Below are 22,234 nucleotides of genomic sequence, written 5' to 3'. Positions count from 1 at the left end.
TGGGCACGTCCCTGCGGTCAGGACCGCGCCGCCGCCACCTCGGCGATCGGCGGCGGGACCAGCGAGGTGGTGGCGACCGCGTGCGGGTAACGGCGGGCGAGCCGCCACCCGAGCGTGATCGACAGCGCGTCGGAGGCCACGATCAGGTCCACGGGATCGCGATCGAGATCGATCTCGGGTAGCCACTTGTCGAACAGCCGGGCCAGCAGCAGCGGTCGGAAGTTCTGGTAGACCTTCATGAAAACCCGCTTGTGGAAGGCTTTGCTCACCCGCTGCTGCCCTCGGCTGAGGCCCTCGATCGGGCGGGCCGCCGCGCCCTCGCCGGAGAGCCGACCAAGCCCGCTCAGCACCCGTCGGGGCCCGCTGGTCACGACGATGCGCTCCGCACGCATCAGCGGATGCCGCTGCTCCGCCGGGCCGAGAGCGAAGAAGCGCAGATCAGGTCGGTCGGACAGCTCGGTCCAGTTCTTGTCGCCGAGCACCACCACGTCCACACGGGCACCCTCGCCGAGCAGGCGCTCGGCGAGCGCCACGACCCGCTCGTGCGGCTGCCGGTTGAACGCCAGCAGCAGGACCCTCGGCTTTCGGGCCGCACCTGGCTCCGTGGCCTGCACCCCGTGTTCGTCGACGAACGTCACGATCCGATCCTCCCCGCGGCGATCTTCTGCCTGATCATGGTCCGCAGCCGGGCCTCCAGCGGCGCGGTCACCGCTTCGCGGGTGAACGTCGCGGCGTGGACGCGAGCCTCGGCCCGCTGCTCGGGCGACATGTCCCGCGCGGCCTTGCCAGCAGCGATCATCGACTCAGCGATGTCGTTGACGTCCAGGCTGTCCGGGTTGAACCAGTGAGGATAGCCGGCCAGGACGTCCTGCGCGGCGATGCCCGGAGCGTGGACGGACACGATGGGACTGCCACTGGCCATGTACTCGAAGATCTTGCCGGACGTCACGTACCGTGCGCCGCCCGCGAGGAAGACCAGGACATCGCTCTCCTGGTAGACCCTGCCCACCTCGGTCTTCGAGACCGGACCGCGGTAGTGGATGCCGGTGTCCGGCAACGAGTTGCCGTGCTCGTCCTCGGTCAAACCGAGTCGGTCGATCAATTCACCCTTGCCCTGCTTGAAGTAGCCCAGGTGCCCGTGGATGTTGAGCTCGGCGTCGGCCAGGTCGGGATGGCGCCGGGCCAGTTGGAACGCCTCGGCGAGTTGCTCCACCGGCTGGGTGCTGTTCATCGTGCCCAGGAAGGCGAAGCGCAAGGGACGGGTTCGGTCGGCGGTGGTCGTCGTGCCTGCCGGCTCCAACTGGGTGAGCAGGTCCGGATCCCAGCCGTTCGGCACCACCATCATCCGGTCGGCGGAGTCCGGGTAGCGCTCGGCGTACCAGTCCTGCAGCGGCTGGTTGACGAAGATCGACGCCGCCGCGTCGCGCAGGATACGCCGCTCCCACTTCCAGGCGGGGTGACCCGGCTCGTACCCCGGCTCCTCGGTGAACATGTTGAGCGTCCAGGCGTCCCGGTAGTCGACGACGAACGGCACGCCGGTCGCCTTGTGGATCAACCAGGCGGCGGCGAACGAGGCGAACGGGTTGCCGGTCGCGAGTACCACGTCGAACCGCCGCCGGGCGTGCATCCGCAGGGCCTTGCGCACCGACGCGGCTGCCCAGGAGAGGTAGTGCTCGGGGAAGAGCTTCTTCAACCCGAAGTTGTAGAGGTTGCGGGCCAGGATCGGGGACAGGCCACGAAACCGGCCGTACTCCCGCAGGTCACGCTCCCAGGCGAAGTGACTGATGCTGGGACGCTCCACCCGGATCGTCGGATCGACCGTCTCGGCCAGCTGCTCGTCCACCGAGCCGATCACCTTGTGTAGGAAGCTCAGCGGGGACGCGAAGGCGGTCACCTCCCAGCCGTTCGCGGCGAGGTAGTTCGCGGTCGCGCGGGCCCGGTACACGCCGCTGGCACGCGACGGCGGGAAGTAGAACGACAGGTAGAGAATGCGTGGTCGGCGCGGCGTCCGCGACCGGTTCATTGGTTGTCCCCCTGGACGAAGTCCGAATCTGGCCGGTGCTGACCTTCAGGCGTGACACCAGCGTAGTCGTAGCTGAAGCAGACTCTCGGATACGTCGGAGCGTGGTGGCCGCCGGTCAGGCGCGCGGCGTACGGCATGGCGATCGGATCAGTGACCACGAGCACATCCACCCGGGACCGGGCACCGACCCGCTCGATCAACTTGGCCCGGTTGTCGCCCCGCAACCGGACGAAGGCCCGGTGGGCACGATCGGCCACCCGCGTCTGATACGCCCGCTCGGCCCGCTTGGAGAAGCCACGCAGTGGGCCCCGCCCGACCGTTCGCAGGATCTTGCGGGGCGCCTTGAACAGCACCGCCTGCTCGATCCGAGCCACCGGCGTCCGCCTCTGCAGGGCGGCCAACTCGATGACCCGGACACCGTTCGCGAATGTCTCACGGTTCCAGGGACTGATCCGGTCGACCACCACGGTGGCTGTGCCGCCGTCGGCGACGACCTGGGCGGATTCCTCCACGACCGCGCGCCGTCGGACGGCGCCGATCGACAGGAAAAGGACGTGCATGTCACTCCATCAGCTCCGGCTCCCGGTGTCAGGCCGACGGAGCGGCCTCGTCGGAGAACCACAGGCGGTGATGCGTGTCGGCGACCGCAGCGTATCCGTAGCGGGCGGACAGCACCTTGCGGACGAGCGCCGGGTCCAAGCCGGCTGGGAAGCGGGACCTCAACTGCTGGTAGCCGGCGACGATGGTTTCCGGGTCGTCCGTCACGTCGATCATCACGCCGGCCGCTTCCTTGATGCCGGCGAGGGTCCGTTCGGGTCCGCCGCAGCGGGTTACCAGGACCGGCAGTCCTGCCGCGATCGCCTCGATCACCGCCACGCCGAAAGTCTCCTTGCGGCTCGGGTGCACCAGCAGGTCATGCTCGCGCATCAGGCGGAGCGCCTGGTCCGGTGGGACCGCACCGGTGAAGGTGACCGCGTCGGCCACGCCGAGTTCCGCCGCCCGGGTGGTCAGGCTCGCCAGCAGCGCCCCCTCCCCCACCAGGGTGAGGGTCAGGGAGGAGTCCTCCAGCCGACACCGGGCGAACGCCTCGAGCAGCAGCGGCACGCCCTTGAGCTCGGAGAGCGCGCCGACGAAGAGCCAGCGCCGAAGCTCGGTGACCGGGTCGGGCCGAAGCCGGTCGAAGGAGATCGGGTTGGAAATCGAACCGATCCGCTCGGCGTGGTGCGGGAACGCCTCGACCAGCGGGCGCCGCACCCCCTCGCCGACCGCGAGGAATCCGGCGCACCTGTGCAGCACCTCGTCGTACATCTCCCGACCACGCGGGGTCTCGAGCACCTTGTCCAGGAAGCTCGCGTGCTCGGTGACGAAGACCCTGGTGCCGGGCCCGGCGTTGCGGACCGCCGCCCAACCGCTCGGCAGGCCGACGTGGGCGTGCACGACAGGTGCCTGGATCGGTCGACCGCCGAGCGCGGCGCGGAGCGCGTCGTCATGCCGTTCGGCGATCTCGGCGTGTCCCAGGCCACGCGGCACGGGCACCGGAAGGAAGACCAGATCGGCACCGCCGACGGTCGGCGTGCGGTGCAGCGCGCGGGAGAGGAGTGTGTGGTGGGCCTGACGCACTCCGCGCTCGGCCTCGGCATCAAGCGCGGCCACCCACGCGTCGCAGTGGTAGACCGTCATCTGGTCGCAACCGGGTGCGGTGGCATCGACCATCGCCTGCACGAACGACCCGCGGAAGGGCAGTTCCCGGGTCGGAAACCACGGTGTGATGACGACGACGTCCCGTTCAGAAATTGCCGGCACCCGAACCTTCCTCGCCGTACGCCCGTACGCCCTCACGCTAACATGCACGCTGTCCATCGTGCTCAGCTGGCCCGCACGGGCCGGTGGGTCCTGCACAGCCACCGGGAGAACGTCCATGCTCCGAGAAGACCTGCCCTGATGGGCAACAAGCTGGTGGACACCGCACTTCGCCGGGTCACGGCCCCCCGGGTGGTCCGGCATCGCACGGCGGCGCGCCTGCTCCGCGGGCTCACCTCCACGCCGCTATTGCCGATCAGAGCGCGAGGGGCGCTGGCCCGTCGACTGCGCTCCGGAATGACCCGGGCCGGCTGGCCGGCGGGCGAGTCCCGCGCGGCCCTGGCGGCGGTGGCCCGCGCGGTGGATCCGGCCACCCGCGCTGACCTCCTCATCCAGGAGGCCACCGACGAGCTGACCGAGGGCCGGACGCCCGCCCACCTGATGGAGGCCGTCTCGGCGGAGTTGGCCGCGGCCGACGAGGCGTACGTACGGGGCGACGGGATCGCCGCCGCCCGGCGACTGCACCGTGCCCTGCGCACCCAGTTCCACCGGGTGCTGCACTTCGATCAGCTCACGTCTCCTCTGGTCGACGACCCCGCCGGCTACCTCGGGCCGCTGCGCCGCAGCACCGTGGGACGCGCCGTGCTGGCGCCCCGTGGCCGGGCGGTATCGGCGGCCCCGGCACCCACCGACCGGCCACTGCGACTGTTGCTACTGATCAACGGCAGCGCCCACTTCCTGCATGCCATCCGCGAGCGGTACGCGCGCCACCCTGGGGTTGAGTTGCGCTACCTGCACCTGGCCGACGATCCGGTGGCCGCGCCGCTGACGCGCCAGAACGGCCGGATGGTCGCCGAGGCGCTGCTCGGCGGCACGGATTACGGCGCGCAGGTGAAGCGCTGGCTTCAGCCGCACCTGGAGTGGGCGGACACCGTTTTCATCGACTGGGCCGTCGCCACCGCGGCGATGGTCACCCTGGTCGATCCCGGTGACACCCGCGTCGTTGTCCGGTTGCACAGTTACGAGGCGTTCGGCCAGTGGCCCCATTTGATCGACTTCAGTCGGGTGGACGACGTCGTCTTCGTCTCCGCGCATCTACGTGACTTCGCCGCCGCGGTGGTGCCGGGGCTCACGGGCGCGAACGCACCCCGGTCGCGCGTGCTCACCAACGCGCTGCACCTACGGCCGTACCGACAGCCCAAGGACCTGGCCGCCCGCTTCACCCTGGGCCTCGTGGGAACCAGCGCCGTGGCCAAGGACCCACGGTGGGCGATCGAGGTGCTACGCCTACTGCGCGCCGAGGACGAGCGGTACCGGCTGTTCCTCGTCGGCAAGGGCCTCGACACCGGCATCAGTACGGCGGTCCGCCACTACTCGGCGGCATTGGAAGCGGACCTGGCCGAGCTGGAGCCGGCCGGGGCGGTGCGGCGGATCGGTCAGACGGACGACGTGCCGAAGGTGCTGACCGAGATTGGTGTCGTGCTCAGCAGCTCGGTCCGCGAGAGCTTCCATTGCGCGGTGGTGGAGGGTGCCGCCAGCGGGGCGGTGCCGGTGGTCCGGGACTGGCCCTTCTTCGCCGGGCAGGCACACGGCGCACGCACGGTCTTCCCGGCCGACTGGGTGGTCGCCACCCCGGCCGAGGCGGCCGCCCGCATCCGCGCCACGACCGCCGACGAGGAGGTCTGGCGGGCCACCGGTGCGGCGGTGTCGGACCACGCCCTGGCGACCTGGGACTGGTCGGTCAACGCGCCGCACTTCGACGCGATGCTGGGGGTCGGGCAGGACTGACTGATTCGGGAGCCCGGACCGTGCGGTCCGGTCCGGGTTCCCGAATCAGGGTCAGGGTGCGGCGGTCTCGGACGCGCGAACCGCGTCGGCGAGGCCGGTCGAGTTCACCATGATGGTCTTGCCGTCGGAGGCGGACTCGAGCAGCCCCGCAGCGACCTGCACGGTACGCAGGCCCTGGCGCAGGGTCACGATGTCGCTCTGCTTGCCCTCGACCGCGTCGCGGAACCGCTCGTGCTCGACGAGCAGCGGCTCCCGCTTCGGGATCGCGAAGCGCACCATGTCGCCCTCGGCCACCCCGCGGAACGCGCGCAGCGCCTCCCACTCGGTGTCGATCGCGCCGTTGGCGTAGAAGGTGAGGTCGGCGGTGAGCGTGTCGGCCACGAAGCAGCCCCGGTCGCCGGTGATCACCGTGGACCGCTCCTTGAGCGGGCTCAGCCAGTTGACCAGGTGGTTGACCATCGTTCCGTCGGAGAGCTGGCCGACCACGGCGACCATGTCCTCGTGCAGCCGGCCGCTGCGCGACACGGTGCGGGCCGCCACCGAGCTGTACTCCTGGCCGGTCACCCAGGCGGTCAGGTCGATGTCGTGGGTGGCCAGGTCCATCACCACGCCGACGTCGGCGATCCGGTGCGGGAACGGCCCCTGCCGCCGGGTGACGACCTGGAAGACCTCGCCCAGTTCGCCCGCCTCGAGCCGGGTACGCAGGCTCTGCAGGGCCGGGTTGTAGCGCTCGATGTGACCGACGCCGGCGACCAGGCCTGCGGACTCGAACGCCTCCACCAGCCTGGTGGCGGCCTCGACCGACTGGGCCAGCGGCTTCTCGATCAGCGCGCAGACCCCGTTGCCGGCCAGCTCCAGGCCGATCCGCTCGTGCAGCGCGGTCGGGCAGGCGACCACCGCGTAGTCGATGCCCATGGCCAGCAGGTCAGCCAGCTCCGGCACGACCGGTGCGCGGAGCGTGCCGGTGACGTCGCCGGCCGGGTCGACGATGCCGACCAGCTCGACGCCGTCGAGGCCGGAGAGGACCCGGGCGTGGTTGCGCCCCATCGCGCCGAGGCCGATCAGGCCGGCGCGCAGCTTGCGACCCGCGGTCACCGGGCACCACCGGCGAGGTTCGCGCCCTCGGCGATCCGCTCGAGGTCGGCCTGGCTCAGCGACGGGTGCACCGGTAGGGAGATCACCTCGGCTGCGGCCCGATCGGTCTCCGGCAGCTCCCACGGACCCGGCGTGCCGTCCTGGGTGAGGTACGGCTTGAGCCGGTGGATCGGGGTCGGGTAGTAGACGGCGTTGCCGATCCCCAGCTCGGTCAGCCGGGCCTGGGCGGCGTCCCGGTTGCCACGGACCCGCACGGTGTACTGGTGGTACACGTGCTTGGCGGCGTCGGCCACCGGCGGGGTCACCATGCCGGTGATGGCGGAGTCGAGGAACTTGGCGTTCGCCCGGCGCTGCTCGGTCCAGTCGCCGAGCTGACCGAGCTGCACCCGGCCGATGGCGGCGGCCACATCGGTCATCCGCATGTTGGCGCCGACGATCTCGTTGGCGTACCGCTGCTCCATGCCCTGGTTGCGGAGCAGCCGCAGGGTGCGGGCGAGGCCGGCGTCGGCGGTGCTGATCATGCCGCCCTCCAGGGCGTGCATGTTCTTCGTGGGGTAGAAGCTGAAGCAGCCGGCGGCACCGAATGCGCCGACCGGGGTGCCGTGCAGGGAGGCGCCGTGGGCCTGGGCGGCGTCCTCGACGACCGCCAGGCTGTGCCGCTCGGCGATGGCCATGATCCGGTCCATCGCGGCGGGGTGCCCGTAGAGGTGCACCGGCATGATGCCGACGGTCCGCGGGGTGATCGCGGCGGCGACCGCCTCCGGGTCGATGCAGAAGCTGTTGGGATCGATGTCCACGAAGACCGGCTCGGCACCGACCAACCGGACGGCGTTGGCGCTGGCCGCGAAGGAGAACGACGGCACGATGATCTCGTCGCCCGGGCCGAAGCCGAGCGCCATCAGGGTCAACTGGAGCGCGGACGTGCCGGAGTTGACGGCGACGCAGTGCCGCCCGGCGACGAACTCGCCGAACTCCTCCTCGAACGCCGCTACCTCGGGCCCCTGCACCACCTTGCCACTGCGCAGCACCCGCACAGCTGCCTCGATCTCGGCTTCGCCAATGATCGGCCGCGCCGGTGGGATGAAGTCTGGGTGCTGCCCAGCCATGGGGGGATCCTCCTGTGTCGGGTGGGGGCGGTGGGGGTTCGGATGGCGATACTAGCCGGTGCCGGCGTGGCCGAGCCGTGCGACCGCGACGTTCACGCGCCGACCCGGCGCGGTTCAGATTCGGGCAGTGCGCGGTCGTCCCACACTTCTTTTTCCCGATCCGGTGAGCCAGCACATGCTACTCGCAATGCCGCGACGACGGCCGTCGCCATGGTGCTCAACTGCGCGGCGTCGAGGGATGCCCGGGAGATCGTCAACCGCCAGTAGACCGGGCCGACGATCAGATCGGCCACGGCCCACGGGTCGGCGCCGGTCGACAGTTCGCCGCGGGCGACCGCCCGGCCGATCACGATCTCGCCGAGCCGGACCTGGTAGTCGCGCATCGCCCGGTGGAGGGTCTCGGCGATCTGCGGGTTACGCGCCGCCTCCGCCAGCAGGTCCGGGATGATCTGCGAGGCCAGTGGATGTCCGAGCGCCGTCGAGGCGGCGAGCAGCAGCACCTCCACGTCGCCGCGCAGGCTGCCGGTGTCCAGCAGGGGCAGCCTGCGCCCCGCGACCGCGGTGACCATGTCGAGCACCAGATCGAGCTTGGAGCGCCAGCGGCGATAGATGGCGGTCTTACTGACACCGGCCCGCCGGGCGACCGCCTCGATCGAGAGGCGGCCGTAGCCGACTTCGGCCAACTCCTGCATGACGGCAGCGCGGATGGCCGTGGTTATCTCACCACGCAGCACCGCCGCACCGGCCGGGGCACGCCTCTTCTCCGTCGTCACGTGGGACAATGTAGCGCAACGACGATACGGTTGCGTCCCGACGTGGTTTGGACTACCTTCCACGCAGCAGCGAGGCACCCTCTCCGCACCGGCGACGCCGAATTTCTCGCCGCGACACATCACCAGCTCCCCATCGGCACGAAAGATCGGAGCGCCTGACCATGGCCAACACCGCGGTGGCCGACCCCGAATCCGGGCTGACCCGGGCCCAACTCGCGAAGCGGTACGGTCTGCGGGTCGCCGGGGAACGCCCCTCCCTGGCCGAGTACGCCCGCAAGCTGTGGGCATACCGACACTTCATGACCGCGTACTCGCGGGCGAAGGTCGCCTCGACGTTCAGCAACACGCAGCTCGGCCAGCTGTGGCAGGTGCTGACCCCGCTGACCAACGCGGCGGTCTACTATTTGATCTTCGGCGTGATCATGTCCCAGGACCGGAACGTCCCGAACTTCATCGCGTACCTCTGCACCGGTGTCTTCGTCTTCATGTTCACCCAGACGGCGGTGCAGAACGGGACCAACGCGATCACCAGCAATCTGGGCCTGATCCGGGCCCTGCAGTTCCCCCGGGCCGCGCTGCCGATCACCGTCACCCTGGTGCAGTTCCAGCAGCTGCTCATGTCGATGGTGGTGCTCGCGGGCATCGTGCTGGCGACCGGTGAGCCGCTGACCTTCCGCTGGTTGCTGCTCCTGCCCACGCTGGCGCTCCAGACGGTCTTCAACATCGGGTTGACCATGGTGATGGCCCGGCTCGGCGCGAAGCTCACCGACCTCAAGCAGGTCATGCCGTTCGTGATGCGGACCTGGCTGTACGCGTCCGGCGTGCTCTATCCGGTCGTGTTGTTCCGAGACCACCTGCCGAGCTGGGCGGCGTCCCTGCTGGAGTGCAACCCGCCGCTGATCTACATCGAGCTGGCCCGGTACGCGCTGCTGGAGTCCAACCAGGCGCAGCTGGTGACGTCCCCGCTACGGCTCTGGACGCTCGGGCTGGCCTGGGCCGTCGTGATGGGGATCGGCGGATTCGTCTACTTCTGGCGCGGAGAGAAGGAGTACGGCCGTGGCTGACCAGACCCAGCCGGCGGGCGGGGCCGTCGTGGTGGACGCCGGACGGATCCCCACCGTCGTCGTGGACGACGTGCACGTGATCTACCGGATCCACAAGGGCGCCACCGGCGGCAGCAGCCCGGTTTCGGCCCTGAAGCGCATCGTGTCCCGGACCAACGCGCCGAACATCCGCGAGGTGCACGCGGTCAAGGGGGTGAGCTTCACCGCGTACCAGGGTGAGGCGATCGGGCTGATCGGCAGCAACGGCTCGGGCAAGTCGACCCTGCTACGGGCGATCGCCGGGCTGCTCCCGCCGGCCCGGGGCGCGGTCTACACCATGGGCCAGCCGTCGCTTCTCGGCGTGAACGCGGCCCTGCTGAACGACCTCTCCGGTGAGCGCAACGTGGTGCTCGGCTGCCTGGCCATGGGCATGCACCCCGAGGAGGTCAAGCGACTCGCCCCCGACATCATCGAGTTCTCCGGGATCAACGAGCGGGGCGACTTCGCCTCGCTGCCGATGCGGACCTACTCCTCCGGCATGGGCGCCCGGCTCCGCTTCGCCATCGCCGCCGCGAAGAAGCACGATGTGCTGCTGATCGACGAGGCGCTGGCCACCGGTGACCGCAAGTTCCGGGCCCGCAGCGAGCAGCGGGTCCGGGAGCTGCGCGCCAGCGCGGGCACCGTGTTCCTGGTCAGCCACTCGATCAGCTCGATCCGGGACACCTGCGAGCGGACCATCTGGCTGGAGGGTGGCGTCCTGAAGATGGACGGCCCCACCGACGAGGTCTGCAAGGCGTACGAGAGCCACAAGTAGGACGGCGGAGCGCACCGGCCGAGGCTGCCCCGGCCGGGCGCTCCGTCACCCGCGTTAAGGTTTCCCTCAACGCCGGTCAGAATCCACCAACCGGTCATCGAGGCGTGAATCCCCCACCCCACGCAGAAGTGAGGAACGGCAAATGACGCAGGACCACACCGCCGCACCGGACGCCACGCCGGCCAGCCCGGCTCCCTGGCGCCCCTCGCGGACGGTGGCGGTGGTCCTCGCGGGGGGCACGGGGACCCGGCTGGGCCTGGGCATCCCGAAGCAGCTACTGAAGATCGCCGGCAAGCCGATCATCGAGCACACCCTGGCGGTCTTCGAGGCGGCCCCCGAGATCGACGAGATCATCGTGCTGATGGCCGCCGGGCACGTCCCCGACGCCCAGCAGATCGTCGACAAGGCCGGCTTCCGGAAGGTCAGCAAGGTCATCTCCGGCGGCGACACCCGCAACGCGACCACCCGGATCGCCCTGGACGCCATCGGCGAGGGCGACGTCAACATCCTCTTCCACGACGCGGTGCGCCCGCTGCTCAGCGGCCGGATCGTCCGGGAGTGCGTGAACGCGCTCTGGACCTACACGGCGGTCGACGTGGCGATCCCCTCGGCCGACACGATCATCCAGGTCGACGAGAACGAGTGCATCACCGACATCCCGGTCCGGTCCACCCTGCGCCGGGGCCAGACCCCGCAGGCGTTCCGCTCGGGCACCATCCGGGAGGCGTACCGGATCGCCGGTGGCGACGCGAACTTCGCCGCCACCGACGACTGCGGCGTCGTGCTGCGCTACCTGCCCGGCACCCCGATCAAGGTGATCGACGGCTCGGACGAGAACATCAAGGTCACCCACCCGGTCGACGTGCACCTCGCGGACAAGCTCTTCCAGCTCGCCGCCGCGCAGGCACCCAAGCTGACCGACCACCGTTCCTACACCGAGGAGCTGACCGGCCGGACCGTCGTCGTGTTCGGCGGCAGCTACGGCATCGGTCACGAGCTGACCGAACTGGCCCGCCGTTACGGCGCGCAGGTCTTCCCGTTCAGCCGCTCCACCACCGGCACCCACGTCGAGCGGGCCGCCGACGTCGAGGCCGCGCTGAAGACCGCCTTCGAGGCCACCGGCCGGATCGACCACGTGGTGGTCACCGCCGGCGTCCTGGAGAAGGGCGAGCTGTCGGAGATGGACCAGGAGACCATGGACCGGGTCCTGCAGGTCAACTTCGTCGGCCCGGTCACCATCGCCCGGCAGTCCCTGTCGTACCTGCAGCAGACCAAGGGCCAGCTCCTGCTCTACACGTCCAGCTCGTACACCCGGGGCCGGGCCCGCTACGCGCTCTACTCGGCCACCAAGGCCGCGCTGGTCAACCTGACCCAGGCGCTGTCCGACGAGTGGGCCGAGTTCGGCGTACGGGTCAACTGCATCAACCCGGAGCGCACCGCCACCCCGATGCGCACCAAGGCGTTCGGCGAGGAGCCGGAGCACACCCTGCTCGCCGCGGAGACCGTCGCCCAGTCCTCGCTGGACGTGCTGATCTCCGAGCTGACCGGGCAGGTCATCGACGTCCGGCGGGCACCGGGCGAGGGGCCCGCCGCGAACGTTCCCGCCCAGGGCGGCCCGACGGCGACCCCGGCCACGGCCGGCTGAGCGACGACGGCCACCGCAGCACGGCGGGAGAAGCGGAAACGACATGCGTGGTGACCTGGTCAGGAAGCTGACCGCCCGGGTGGCGACCACCGGCCTGGCGGTGCTGGCGTTCCTCGCCCTCGCGCTGACCGGGGCGACCGGCTGGGGGCTGGCGCTCGCGGTGACGGCCCTGGCCGCCGCCGGCTGGGAGCGCCGGGTCCGGCCGGCCGCCGACAGCACTGCCGAGTCGGTGCTGCTCGCGGCCGGCATCCTGGTCGGGTACGCCCGCCGGCTCGACGCCGGCTTCGACCCGGCGCTGGCCGCCACGGCCCTGGTGCTGCTGGGGCTGGTGCTGCTGGTGGGGCCGCTGCGGCAGGCCGGTGACCTGGAGATCCGGGCCGCCAACCTCCCGGTCCGGTCGTGGGCCCCGCTGGTCGCCGGTCGGCTGGCCGACGCCCTGCTGGTGCTGCTCGCCGCAGTGGCGCTGGCCGCCGCGCTGGCGCTGCCGGCGTTCGTCGCCCTGCTGCTGGCGCTGGGCGTCGGCGCGGGCACCGGGGCGGTGGCCCTGGACCTGGCCCGCCGGCGGTTCCGGCCGGGGACCGGGGGCGGTGCGGTGACCCGGGCGCTGCGGGCGCACCAGCCGGAGTTCCTGCTGCACTTCTCCGCCCCGCCGGGGTCGGAGTACCAGGTCACCATGTGGCTGCCCTACCTGGAGCGGATCGGCCGGCCGTTCCTCGTGATGGTGCGGGAGCCGGAGTTCCTCGCCCCGATCGCCGCGGCCACCACTGCCCCGGTGGTGTACTGCCCCACCCTCAAGGCGATGGACGAGGCGCTGGTGCCGAGTCTCAAGGTGGCGTTCTACGTCAACCACGGGGCGAAGAACAGCCACTGCATCCGGTTCACCCAGCTCACCCACGTGCAGATCCACCACGGCGACAGCGACAAGGCGCCCAGCGCCAACCCGGTCTCGGCGATCTTCGACCGGATCTTCGTGGCCGGCCCGGCCGCGATCGAGCGGTACGCCCGCGCGGGGGTGGACATCCCGGCGGAGAAGTTCGTCGTGGTCGGCCGCCCGCAGGTCGAGTCGATCGAGGTACGCCGGGAGCCGGCAACCGGCCTGCCGAACCCGACGGTGCTCTACACCCCGACCTGGACCGGGCACCACGCCGACGCGAACTACTGCTCCCTGCCGGTGGGCGAGACCCTCGTCCGAGGGCTGCTGGCCCGGGGCGCGACGGTGATCCTGCGCGCCCACCCGTACACCGGGCAGAATCCGGCGTCGGCGCGGCAGCTCGCCCGGCTCACGGAGCTGCTCGCCGCGGACCGGGCCCGCACCGGCCGGCAGCACGTCTGGGGCGCTGCGGCCAGCCGGGAGATGTCCCTGGTCGACTGCGTGAACCGCTCCGACGCGCTGCTCTCGGACGTCTCCGGGGTGATCTCCGACTACCTCTACTCCGGCAAGCCGTACGCGGTCACGGACATGGGCGGCGACGGCGACCGGTTCGTCGAGCGGTTCCCCCTGGCCGGCTCGGGCTACGTGCTGCGCCGCGACGCGGCCAACCTCGACGAGGTGCTCGGTCACCTGCTCGACACCGACCCGCAGGCAACGGCCCGCTGGGCCACCCGCTCCCGCTACCTGGGCGACTTCCCCACCCACCAGTACGCCGAGGCGTTCCTGGCAGCGGCCCGCCGCGAGCTGACCCCGACCTGGACCCCACCCACCCCCCGCCCGACCCCCACCCCGCCCTCCCCCACCCCCTCCAGCTTCCCGCGGTAATCAAGAAGTTCGCGTCAGGGTTGAGGCCGGAGCCGACGGGTTCGGTCACGGCCACGGTGCCGGACGGCACCCGGACGGCCGCGGTGCCGGCCCGGCCCGGTGCCGGACGGCGCGGGACAGCACCGGGCCCCGGCTCACGGGGAGAGCCGGGGCCCGGTGGGGGAAGGGTGATCAGGCCGAGTAGCCCCTGGTCGCCGCCCAGTGCGCCAGGGCCGTGGTGCTGATCCAGTACGCCGAGGCGGCCGGGTTGGCCGAGTCGGCGATCCGCACGGTACGGCCTTCGTTGCGGTAGCCCACGACGGCGATGTAGTGGCCGCCGGGGAAGGAATGCCAGCCGCCGTCGACGTCGGTGGCGTCACCGGCGATGTTCACCACGACGCCGCGCCCGGCGCCGACCGCCTTCACCACGTCCGCCTTGAGCCGGTCGATCTGGGCCCCGGTGGCGGCACCGCCCGGGATCATCCGGGTTTGGTACGGGTCGCCCTTGACCATCCCGTTGAGCACCCGGGTGGTGTCCTCGGCCGAGTTGGTGCCCATCTCGGTGGTGCCGAGGCGGCTGGCCAGCCCGTCCTGGGTGCTCCCGACGCCGGTGGCGGAGAGCGCGTTGCGCACCGCCGCGGGGCCGCAGTAGTAGTAGGTGGTCTGCGCCTGGTAGGCGTAGTCGAGAACCTTCGACGACGGCGACTTCGGGGTGACCGGCTGCGCCGTGGTCTGCTTCGGGGCCGCCTTGGTGGTCAGGTCGGGGTTCGGCGCGGCCGTGGTGGCGCTCGGCGACGGCGAGGCGCTGGAGGACGCGGTCGCGCCTGCCCGGGCCTGGGCGCGGCTGGCCGCGCTGTCGAGGCGGGGTGCGATCTCGGCCACGGCGGCGTTGGTGGTCTGCCGCGGGGCGGGGGTGTCGTCGGCGCCGGCCAGCAACGCACCGGTGCCGGAGGCCAGCAGGAGCGCCGCGGCCGAGCCGGCGACGACCTGGTACGGGCGCTCGGTGGCGAGACGTCGCAACTGCCGCTTGAGGTGGTCGTTCACGTGTTCCTCCACGGGATGGGGCGGAGAGCGGGGGCACCTGGGCATGCGTCGTCGCACGGTGGCGTGGACGAGACGTCCACAGCCGGTCAGGTCCGCTCTGGGAAGATGCCCGGTCAGCCGGGCGTACGGGCGGGTGCGCCGGTCAGTTCGTCAGCCCGGGGGCGACGGACGCGGGCACCACGGCGCCGCGGTGGAGGAACAACCGAGGGATGGGGTCGCGCTGCACGAGGATGGCACTCCTTCCGACACCGCCTACCGGGTTAGCTGACGGATTCGGGCGGGAAGATCGCCCTACCGCAGGCCGTGGCCCGCGGATTCACCCCACACGTGCACTGGGTCCCCGGTTCGTGATGGTCACGATTGAGCGGGCCCGCGCGGCGTCGCCTCTAGCGATCGGGTACCGCACCGGACGGGCCGACATTACTGGCCGGTCGAGACCCTGCCAAGCCCTTCCCACCTGCTTAAACCCTCTCCGATCAGCTTTCTTGCGACCCATTGGGAACTGACGTGACTCAATGGGATTACGAGCCTTCGAGGGGCCCCCGGGCGACAACCGGACGATCAGTCTTGATCGTCGGCGAGTTATGTCGGTGGACCCGCCCCGATGGGTCGACTGCCCGTTTACCCGGGAGATGTGACCGGCGTCATAAAGAAAATTCGGGCCGCACCGCGACCCACCCGGGTCGGGGGTCAGGTCAGCCGGCCCGGGCCGGGTGCCAGCGGGCGGCCGGGACGGTCCGGCGAGCGTTCGCCGTCGCGGCCCGGGGCGCGGGCACCCGGACGGGGCGGGCCCGCTCCGCGGCAGCGCACGCCTCGACGGCCAGCGCCCGGGCGGCCTCGGCGGCCAGTTCGGCGGCACGCCAGGCGGCCCGCTCCCGGGCCGCCGCCGCCCGGTGGCCGGCCTGCCTCCCGTCCCGCACCGCCCGGGCCAGCACGACCTCCTGCTGAACCGGATGCAGCCGGGGGTCCCAGCCGTCCCGGTGCGCGAAGACGTCGCAGAGCTGCCGGATGGACAGCTCGCCGCGCAGGTGGGCGGCCGTGGCGGCGTGGTGCAGCCAGCGCTCCCGGGCGGCGTACTCGGCGGGGGTGCGGGGGGTACGCGGCACCGGCAGTGCCCCCGCGCCGGAGAAGCGCCGCGCGGCGGCCTCCGCCTCGTCGTACGCCTGCCAGGCCCGATCGAGGGCGTCCTGGGCGGCCAGCCACGCGTCGCGTCGCCGGCGGGCGGTCTGGGCGGCGCCGGCGGCGGCCACCCCCACCTCCTCGGCGTACCGGCGCAGGTCGACGGCCTCCTCGATGGCCGGGTCGACGGCGGGCGGGGTGGGGTCGACCACCGGCCGGTCCCGCTGCGGGCGGGCTACCAGGGCGGTGAGAACGCCCAGCGCCACCACGAGCAGCACCGACCAGATGGCGGCGGCCAGCGGCACCTCGACGAGGAACTGGTGGAGAACGATGTCCATGGTCGGCACCTAACGGGCGGGTGGATGCGGGAAGCGGGCGCTCCGCGCCACCGGGCGGGGCGCGGGGGCGCCACCGGGCCGGGCGGACGGGTGCGGTGGTGCGGTCGCGAGACGGCGGTGTCGCGGACAGGTCAGCCGCGCGGCGGCGCGCGCGACCCGGCGGTCCTCGCGGCGGGCCCGACGGGCATCCGGTGCACCGGGGCCGGGTCGATCACGGACCGGCCCGCCGGGGCGGCCGGGACCGCGCCGGGGTGCGCGGGGGCGGCCGGGACGTCGGCGGCGGCCCGGCCAGGGCCGGCCCCACGCATCCCGGCGGCCGGGACCGGGCCGAGATCGGACGCCCCGAGGACGGCCGGGCTGCCGGCCGGAGACCAGGCCCGGCCGAGGTCGGGGTCGGGCACCCCGAGGACGGCCGGGCTGTCCGCCGGAGACCAGGCCGCGGACCCGCCCGCGGCGTCGGCCCCGGCGGGCGGCGCCGGGTCGAACGACAGCGACCCGGCGCCCAGCGAGAAAGCGACCGCGACGGCCAGGCTGGTCAGCATCCGGGCGGTCCAGCGCGCGACCCACCACAGGAGACAGGTCGGCGCGGCGGAAAGCACACGCTCACGCTACCGAAGCCCTATCGCGGGACGCACCGATGGCGGGCGTGTCGCGACGTCCCGATCGTCCGGTTCTTCCCCGGCCCACTCCCGCGAGTACGCCACGGGGCCGTGGGTGCCGCCCCGGGCCCCGGCGGGGGCGGCGCGGGATCGGGGCGGTCAGCGCCGCTCGGGGACGGCGACCTGCTCGCGGGGGTGCTCCGGCGCGGGGGCGGCCGTCGTCGCCGGCCCGGGTGGCCCCGCCGGGTCGCCGGGGACCGGCCCGCCGCCGGGAGTCGCCGGGCGGGGCCGGCGGGGCGGCCCGAGCCGGCGGGTCAGCGGCATCTCGACCCACCGGTGCAGCAGCGCGGCCAGCACCAGGTTCACCAGCAGGAAGCCGACCACGGCCAGCGGTCCCCACCAGCCGGGCAGCCCCACGCCGAGCCGGTCGGCCAGCCGCAGCACGGTGACCATGACGAAGACGTGCACCAGGTAGAACGCGAAGGAGACCTCGCCGAGCCAGACCATCGGCCGGGACCGCCACGGCGTCCGCGCCCCGCGCACGTCCGCGTCGGCGGCGGCTGCGATGACCAACAGGTACGCCGCCGCGAGCAGGGCCGCCCACAACTCGGCGCGGATCCACTGCGAGGCGACGACCCAGGTGGCCACGAAGATCACGCTGGCCGCGGTGAGGCCGGGGCCCCGCCAGCGCCCCCGGCGCAGCAGCTCGGCCGCGGCGACGCCCATCCAGAACTCCAGGGACCGCACGACGGGGAAGACCTGGGTGAACCACCAGGTGCTCTCCTGCGGCACGAGGCGCTGACCGGGCCAGAGCGCCACGATCAGCAGCGGCACCGCGATCACCACCGCCCACAGCACCCCGGGCCGCGCTCGGCGGACCAGCGGCAGCGCGAACGGCAGGCAGAAGTAGAAGAACAGCTCGCAGGAGAGCGACCAGCTCACCGAGTTCACGCTGTAGAAGTAGCCGGGGGTCGGGTCCCAGGCCTGGAGCAGCAGGAGGTTCTCCACCGCGGCGCGGGGGTTGACCGGGTCGGCGAAGACCCACACGCCGGTGAGCAGCACCACCGCCCACATCAGCAGGTGGTTGGGGTAGATCTTGGCTAGCCGGCGGCGCCAGAAGTCGCGGCGGCGGTCCCCGTCGCGGGCCGACCAGACCAGCACGAACCCGCTGAGGATGAAGAAGAACTCCACCCCGGACAGGCCCAGGGTGAACAGCCAGTCGATGACGGCCTGGTAGTCGGGCTCGGCGACGATCCGCATCGTGCCGACGTGGTACCCGAAGACCAGCAGGGCGGCGATCCAGCGCAGCCCGGTCAGCGAGGGCAGCCGGCTCGCCGGGCGGGTCAGCGGCTCGGATCGTACGACGGTCGGTGTGCTGGTCATGCCGGCGGTCCGTCCGTCCGCAGGGTCACCAACACCGCGCCTCCTCGCCTCGTGTCGCGCCGGGCAGCCGGCGCCGCCGCGTCGTGGCGGGCCGGTGGGGTGCCGCCCGCCGGGCACCCTACCCGCAGTGCCCGCCCGGTCCTCGCGTCGGCGTTCGCCGGGGAGACGCGAATGCCAGGAGCAGGTGTCCGATGGCCTAATATCGCGGTCTCGGAACCAACGGGCGTGCCCCGACCTCGTCGGGCCACGCCCGGTCGGCGCCCGCCGGCGCACCCTTGACGGGGCGGACACGACGAGAAGGACGGCACCGATGCACCAGCGGATCCTGCTCCGGGCCAAGAAGGGCCCGTTCGACGTCTACTCGCCGGAGGAGACGTTCGAGCGCAACTGGATCGGTGACAACACCGGCAACCTCGTGTTCAGCCACTCGGCGCACAAGATCCTGCGGACCTCGACGGCGCAGATCACCTCGTCGAAGTTCCAGGCCAACCTGCGCGACGCGGACGAGATCAACGAGCGGTACGACGTCTTCGTGGTGCCGCTGGCGAACGCGTTCCGGCGCAGCTACGCCCACCGGCTGGTCAACATGACCCGGCTCATCGAGCGGCTGAAGATCCCGGTGGTGGTGCTGGGCGTCGGCGCGCAGACCGACGTCAACGGCGACCGGGAGTACCTGCGACCGATCGACGACGCGGTCAAGCCGTTCGTGAAGGCGGTGCTCGACCGGTCGCACAGCATCGGCGTGCGCGGCGAGATCACCGAGGGGTACCTGCGCAGCCTCGGCTTCTCCGCGGTCGACGTGATCGGCTGCCCGTCGATGTTCCTGCACGGCGACAGCCTGCGGGTGGAGAAGCGGAAGGCGACGCTCACCGTCGATGACCGGGTGGCGCTGACCGTCTCCCCGTACGTCAAGTCGATGGCTAAGGTGATCACCTCGCACCACCAGCGCTACCCGAACCTGCGCTACCTCCCGCAGGACCTGAAGACCCTCGGCACCCTGCTCTACGGTGACCTGCCTCAGGAGCGGGGCAAGCAGGCCGCCATCCCGATCCACACCTCGCACCCGCTCTTCGTCGAGGACAAGGTGCGGATGTTCGTCGACCCGTGGACCTGGATGGACTACCTGTCCGGGTTCGACTTCAACTTCGGCACCCGCATCCACGGCACCATCACGGCACTGATCGCCGGCACCCCGGGCTACCTGTTCGCGCATGACTCGCGCACGTTGGAGCTGGCCCGGTACTTCGACATCCCGCACCGGATCATGAAGGACGTGTCGGCCGACGTGGACGCCGTCGCGCTCTACGACGAGGCGGACTACACCGCGCTGAACAACGGGCACAAGGCCCGGTTCGAGACGATGATGTCGTTCCTGGCCCGGCACGACCTCGGCCACTCCTTCGCCGATGGCGACGCCGCGGCGCGCTTCGACCGGCAGGTCGCCGAGACGAGCTATCCCCCGGCGGTCCGCGCCCAGACGGCCACCGACCCGAGCGAGCTGATCGCCCGGATCCAGTGGCTGCGCGACGGGAACCAGGAGCTCAAGAAGAGCGTCGAGGAGTTGGACGCGCAGCGGCTGCGGACCCGGGTACGGGCCGCGGTCAAGGGGCGGGTACGCCGGATACTGCACCACTGACCATCCCCGGGGTGCGTGACCTCGTACGCGTACGACCGTCCGGTGCAGCCGACAGACGGGGGACGGCAGTCGTACGGGTGTACGAACAAGCCGTTAGGGTGGGCGCATGTCCGGTGCCGCCTACCAGCCGTCGATGCTCGATTTCACCCCCGACGAGCCCTCGCTGGGCCCGCTCGCCGGCCAGCTGCGCCGGCACCCGCTCGACCGGGGCGCCTGGGTGGACCACCTGCCCGGCTGGGTCCTGGGTTCGGACCAGGTGCTCGACACCCTGCTCACCGAGGTGCCGTGGCGGGCCGAACGCCGCACGATGTACGACGCCGAGGTCGACGTACCCCGGCTGCTCTGCTGGTACGCCGCCCGCCGGCCGCTGCCCCACCCGGTGCTCACCGCGGCGCGGGCGGCCCTGACCGCGCACTACACGCCCGAGTTGGGCGAACCGCTCGTGACCGCCGGGATGTGCCTCTACCGGGACGGGCGGGACAGCGTCGCGTGGCACGGCGACACCCAGGGCCGCTCCGCGCACACCGACACCATCGTCGCCATCGTCTCGTTCGGCTCGCCCCGCCCGCTGCTGCTGCGTCCGCGCGGGGGCACCGCGAGCCTGCGCTTCCCGCTCGGGCACGGCGACCTGGTGGTGATGGGCGGTACCTGCCAGCGCACCTGGGAGCACGCGATCCCGAAGACCGTCCGGCCGGTCGGGCCCCGGGTCAGCGTCCAGTTCCGTCCCGCCGGCGTCGCCTGAGCGGCCACCCGTGCCGGCGCTGTGCCTCCAGGTGACCCGGACCCTGCGGATATGCGGGTCGGGCGGCCTCTGCTAGAAACAACTCCCAGGGTCGTCCACGCCCCCGTCAGCACCTCGACGCGAAGGGCGTCCCATGACCCACACCCCCACCGAGCCGCGCGCCCGCTGGTCCCCGTGGTCCCTGCACGGCAACGGCCGGTCCGTCCGCCCCGGCGACGTGGTCCACCCCGACGAGCGGCTCTCCTGGCCGCGCACCCTCGGGGTGGGCGTGCAGCACGTGGTGGCGATGTTCGGCGCCACCTTCACCGTGCCGCTGATCACCGGCTTCCCGCCGGCCACCACGCTCTTCTTCTCCGGCATCGGCACCCTGCTCTTCCTGCTGATCACCGGCAACCGGCTGCCGTCGTACCTGGGGTCGTCGTTCGCGTTCATCGCCCCGGTGCTGGCCGCGAAGGCCGGCGGGGACATCGGCCCCGCGCTCGGCGGGATCGTGGTGGCCGGCGTCGCGCTGGCCGTGGTCGGTCTTGTCGTGCAGCTCGCCGGGTCGCGCTGGATCGACGCGCTGATGCCGCCGGTGGTCACCGGCGCGATCGTCGCCCTGATCGGGCTGAACCTCGCCCCGGTCGCCTGGGACGGCGGCGGCAGTGGCACCGGCTTCCGGGCGCAGCCGATGATCGCGGTGATCACCCTGGCGGTGATCCTGCTCACCACGGTGGCGTTCCGGGGCTTCCTGGCCCGGCTGTCCATCCTGGTCGGCGTGGCGGTCGGCTGGCTGCTCGCCGCCGCACTCGGCGACCTCGACCCGAAGGCCGTCGACGGGCTGCGCGAGGCGGCCTGGGTCGGCCTGCCCGAGTTCCACGCGCCGCAGTTCAGCCTGCGCGCGGTCGTGCTGGTGATCCCGGTGATCCTGGTGCTGATCGCCGAGAACGCCGGGCACGTCAAGGCGGTCGCCGCGATGACCGGCCGCAACCTGGACCGGGACATGGGCCGGGCGTTCCTCGGCGACGGCCTGGCCACCGTGCTCGCCGGCTCCGGCGGCGGTTCCGGCACCACCACGTACGCGGAGAACATCGGCGTGATGGCGGCGACCCGGGTGTACTCGACCGCCGCATACTGGGTGGCCGGGGTGGCGGCGGTGCTGCTCGGGCTCAGCCCCAAGTTCGGCGCGCTGATCCTCACCGTGCCGGCGGGGGTGCTCGGCGGCGCGACCACCGCCCTGTACGGCCTGATCGCCGTGCTCGGCGCCCGAATCTGGATCGAGAGCCGGGTCGACTTCCACGACCCGGTCAACCTGATGACCGCCGCCGTGGCCCTCATCGTCGGCGCGGCGAACTACACCCTCACCGCAGGCGACCTCTCGTTCAACGGCATCGCCCTCGGCACCGCCGCCGCCCTGGTCATCTACCACGGCATGCGCCTGGTCGCCCGCCTCCGCGGCACCACCCCGGCACCCCGCCAAGCCCCAGACCCCGAACTCTGACCCGACCCACCCCACCCCCGCCCCGCCCCGCCCCGCCCCCGCAGAGTTGATCAAGAGGTTCGCGTCGCCCG

At 72.0% G+C, this 22,234-nt stretch carries 19 protein-coding genes and 1 riboswitch; of the genes, 8 read left to right on the top strand and 11 right to left on the bottom strand.

Features of this window, described 5'->3' with window-relative positions:
• Positions 1–17: 17 nt before the first annotated feature.
• From ACQPZO_RS10065 to ACQPZO_RS10050, 4 genes are read right to left on the bottom strand one after another with little or no spacing between them, the layout of a single operon-like run.
• The gene (locus tag ACQPZO_RS10065) at positions 18–638 is read right to left on the bottom strand and encodes a hypothetical protein (RefSeq protein ID WP_433349088.1); all 621 of its coding nucleotides are present in this window, start codon (positions 636–638) and stop codon (positions 18–20) included.
• Entirely contained in the window at positions 635–2,023 is a 1,389-nt protein-coding gene (locus tag ACQPZO_RS10060) for a glycosyltransferase (protein ID WP_433349086.1), read from the bottom strand. The genes ACQPZO_RS10065 and ACQPZO_RS10060 overlap by 4 nt, the downstream gene beginning before the upstream one ends.
• Entirely contained in the window at positions 2,020–2,583 is a 564-nt protein-coding gene (locus ACQPZO_RS10055; RefSeq protein WP_433349084.1) for a hypothetical protein, read from the bottom strand. The genes ACQPZO_RS10060 and ACQPZO_RS10055 overlap by 4 nt, the downstream gene beginning before the upstream one ends.
• A gap of 28 nt (positions 2,584–2,611) precedes the next feature.
• The gene (locus tag ACQPZO_RS10050; RefSeq protein WP_433349082.1) at positions 2,612–3,928 is read right to left on the bottom strand and encodes a glycosyltransferase; all 1,317 of its coding nucleotides are present in this window, start codon (positions 3,926–3,928) and stop codon (positions 2,612–2,614) included.
• Between the two features lie 36 nt (positions 3,929–3,964).
• On the opposite strand from ACQPZO_RS10050, the gene ACQPZO_RS10045 reads away from it, so the two are divergent.
• The gene (locus ACQPZO_RS10045) at positions 3,965–5,611 is read left to right on the top strand and encodes a glycosyltransferase (protein ID WP_433349080.1); all 1,647 of its coding nucleotides are present in this window, start codon (positions 3,965–3,967) and stop codon (positions 5,609–5,611) included.
• A gap of 51 nt (positions 5,612–5,662) precedes the next feature.
• Here the strand turns inward: ACQPZO_RS10045 and ACQPZO_RS10040 are convergent, their stop codons facing one another.
• The 3 genes from ACQPZO_RS10040 to ACQPZO_RS10030 all read right to left on the bottom strand — a co-directional run bounded on the left by ACQPZO_RS10040 (position 5,663) and on the right by ACQPZO_RS10030 (position 8,585).
• Positions 5,663–6,658 carry a Gfo/Idh/MocA family protein gene (locus ACQPZO_RS10040; RefSeq protein ID WP_433350916.1) on the bottom strand — a complete coding sequence of 332 codons (996 nt, stop codon included), beginning with the start codon at positions 6,656–6,658 and terminating at the stop codon, positions 5,663–5,665.
• A 44-nt stretch (positions 6,659–6,702) separates the two neighbouring features.
• Entirely contained in the window at positions 6,703–7,812 is a 1,110-nt protein-coding gene (locus tag ACQPZO_RS10035; protein WP_433349078.1) for a DegT/DnrJ/EryC1/StrS family aminotransferase, read from the bottom strand.
• Positions 7,813–7,904: 92 nt separating this feature from the next.
• Complete coding sequence (locus ACQPZO_RS10030) at positions 7,905–8,585, bottom strand: TetR/AcrR family transcriptional regulator (RefSeq protein ID WP_433349076.1); 681 nt, start codon at positions 8,583–8,585, stop codon at positions 7,905–7,907.
• A 161-nt stretch (positions 8,586–8,746) separates the two neighbouring features.
• Between ACQPZO_RS10030 and ACQPZO_RS10025 the strand changes: the two genes are divergently transcribed.
• From ACQPZO_RS10025 to ACQPZO_RS10010, 4 genes are all read left to right on the top strand, one after another.
• Entirely contained in the window at positions 8,747–9,649 is a 903-nt protein-coding gene (locus ACQPZO_RS10025) for an ABC transporter permease (RefSeq protein WP_433349074.1), read from the top strand.
• The gene (locus tag ACQPZO_RS10020) at positions 9,642–10,442 is read left to right on the top strand and encodes an ABC transporter ATP-binding protein (RefSeq protein WP_433349072.1); all 801 of its coding nucleotides are present in this window, start codon (positions 9,642–9,644) and stop codon (positions 10,440–10,442) included. Before ACQPZO_RS10025 ends, ACQPZO_RS10020 begins: the two co-directional genes overlap by 8 nt.
• A gap of 142 nt (positions 10,443–10,584) precedes the next feature.
• Positions 10,585–12,087 (top strand): D-ribitol-5-phosphate cytidylyltransferase, encoded by a 1,503-nt coding sequence (locus ACQPZO_RS10015; RefSeq protein ID WP_433349070.1) that lies wholly within the window; start codon positions 10,585–10,587, stop codon positions 12,085–12,087.
• A 43-nt stretch (positions 12,088–12,130) separates the two neighbouring features.
• Positions 12,131–13,843, top strand: a complete 1,713-nt coding sequence (locus tag ACQPZO_RS10010; protein WP_433349068.1) for a CDP-glycerol glycerophosphotransferase family protein — start codon at positions 12,131–12,133, stop codon at positions 13,841–13,843.
• A gap of 171 nt (positions 13,844–14,014) precedes the next feature.
• Here the strand turns inward: ACQPZO_RS10010 and ACQPZO_RS10005 are convergent, their stop codons facing one another.
• The 4 genes from ACQPZO_RS10005 to ACQPZO_RS09990 form a co-directional block, all read right to left on the bottom strand.
• Positions 14,015–14,878 (bottom strand): C39 family peptidase, encoded by an 864-nt coding sequence (locus ACQPZO_RS10005; protein WP_433349066.1) that lies wholly within the window; start codon positions 14,876–14,878, stop codon positions 14,015–14,017.
• A gap of 222 nt (positions 14,879–15,100) precedes the next feature.
• Positions 15,101–15,243: riboswitch (cyclic di-AMP (ydaO/yuaA leader) on the bottom strand.
• 318 nt (positions 15,244–15,561) lie between these two features.
• Complete coding sequence (locus ACQPZO_RS10000; RefSeq protein WP_433349064.1) at positions 15,562–16,323, bottom strand: hypothetical protein; 762 nt, start codon at positions 16,321–16,323, stop codon at positions 15,562–15,564.
• Positions 16,324–16,454: 131 nt separating this feature from the next.
• On the bottom strand, positions 16,455–16,922 hold the full coding sequence (locus ACQPZO_RS09995) for a hypothetical protein (protein ID WP_433349063.1): 468 nt from the start codon (positions 16,920–16,922) through the stop codon (positions 16,455–16,457).
• A gap of 159 nt (positions 16,923–17,081) precedes the next feature.
• Entirely contained in the window at positions 17,082–18,305 is a 1,224-nt protein-coding gene (locus ACQPZO_RS09990) for an acyltransferase family protein (protein ID WP_433349061.1), read from the bottom strand.
• A 310-nt stretch (positions 18,306–18,615) separates the two neighbouring features.
• Here ACQPZO_RS09990 and ACQPZO_RS09985 point away from each other — a divergent pair, with 310 nt between their 5' ends.
• The 3 genes from ACQPZO_RS09985 (at position 18,616) to ACQPZO_RS09975 (ending at position 22,163) form a co-directional block, all read left to right on the top strand.
• On the top strand, positions 18,616–19,941 hold the full coding sequence (locus ACQPZO_RS09985; protein WP_433349059.1) for a polysaccharide pyruvyl transferase family protein: 1,326 nt from the start codon (positions 18,616–18,618) through the stop codon (positions 19,939–19,941).
• A gap of 106 nt (positions 19,942–20,047) precedes the next feature.
• A complete protein-coding gene (locus tag ACQPZO_RS09980) occupies positions 20,048–20,683 on the top strand; it encodes an alpha-ketoglutarate-dependent dioxygenase AlkB (RefSeq protein WP_433349057.1) in 636 nt (211 codons plus the stop codon).
• 133 nt (positions 20,684–20,816) lie between these two features.
• Positions 20,817–22,163 carry a uracil-xanthine permease family protein gene (locus ACQPZO_RS09975; protein ID WP_433349055.1) on the top strand — a complete coding sequence of 449 codons (1,347 nt, stop codon included), beginning with the start codon at positions 20,817–20,819 and terminating at the stop codon, positions 22,161–22,163.
• The last annotated feature ends 71 nt before the right edge of the window (positions 22,164–22,234 follow it).

The organism is Micromonospora sp. CA-111912, assembly GCF_050948415.1.
Classification (GTDB): domain Bacteria; phylum Actinomycetota; class Actinomycetes; order Mycobacteriales; family Micromonosporaceae; genus Micromonospora.
This window is presented reverse-complemented; position numbering and strand designations above follow the sequence as displayed.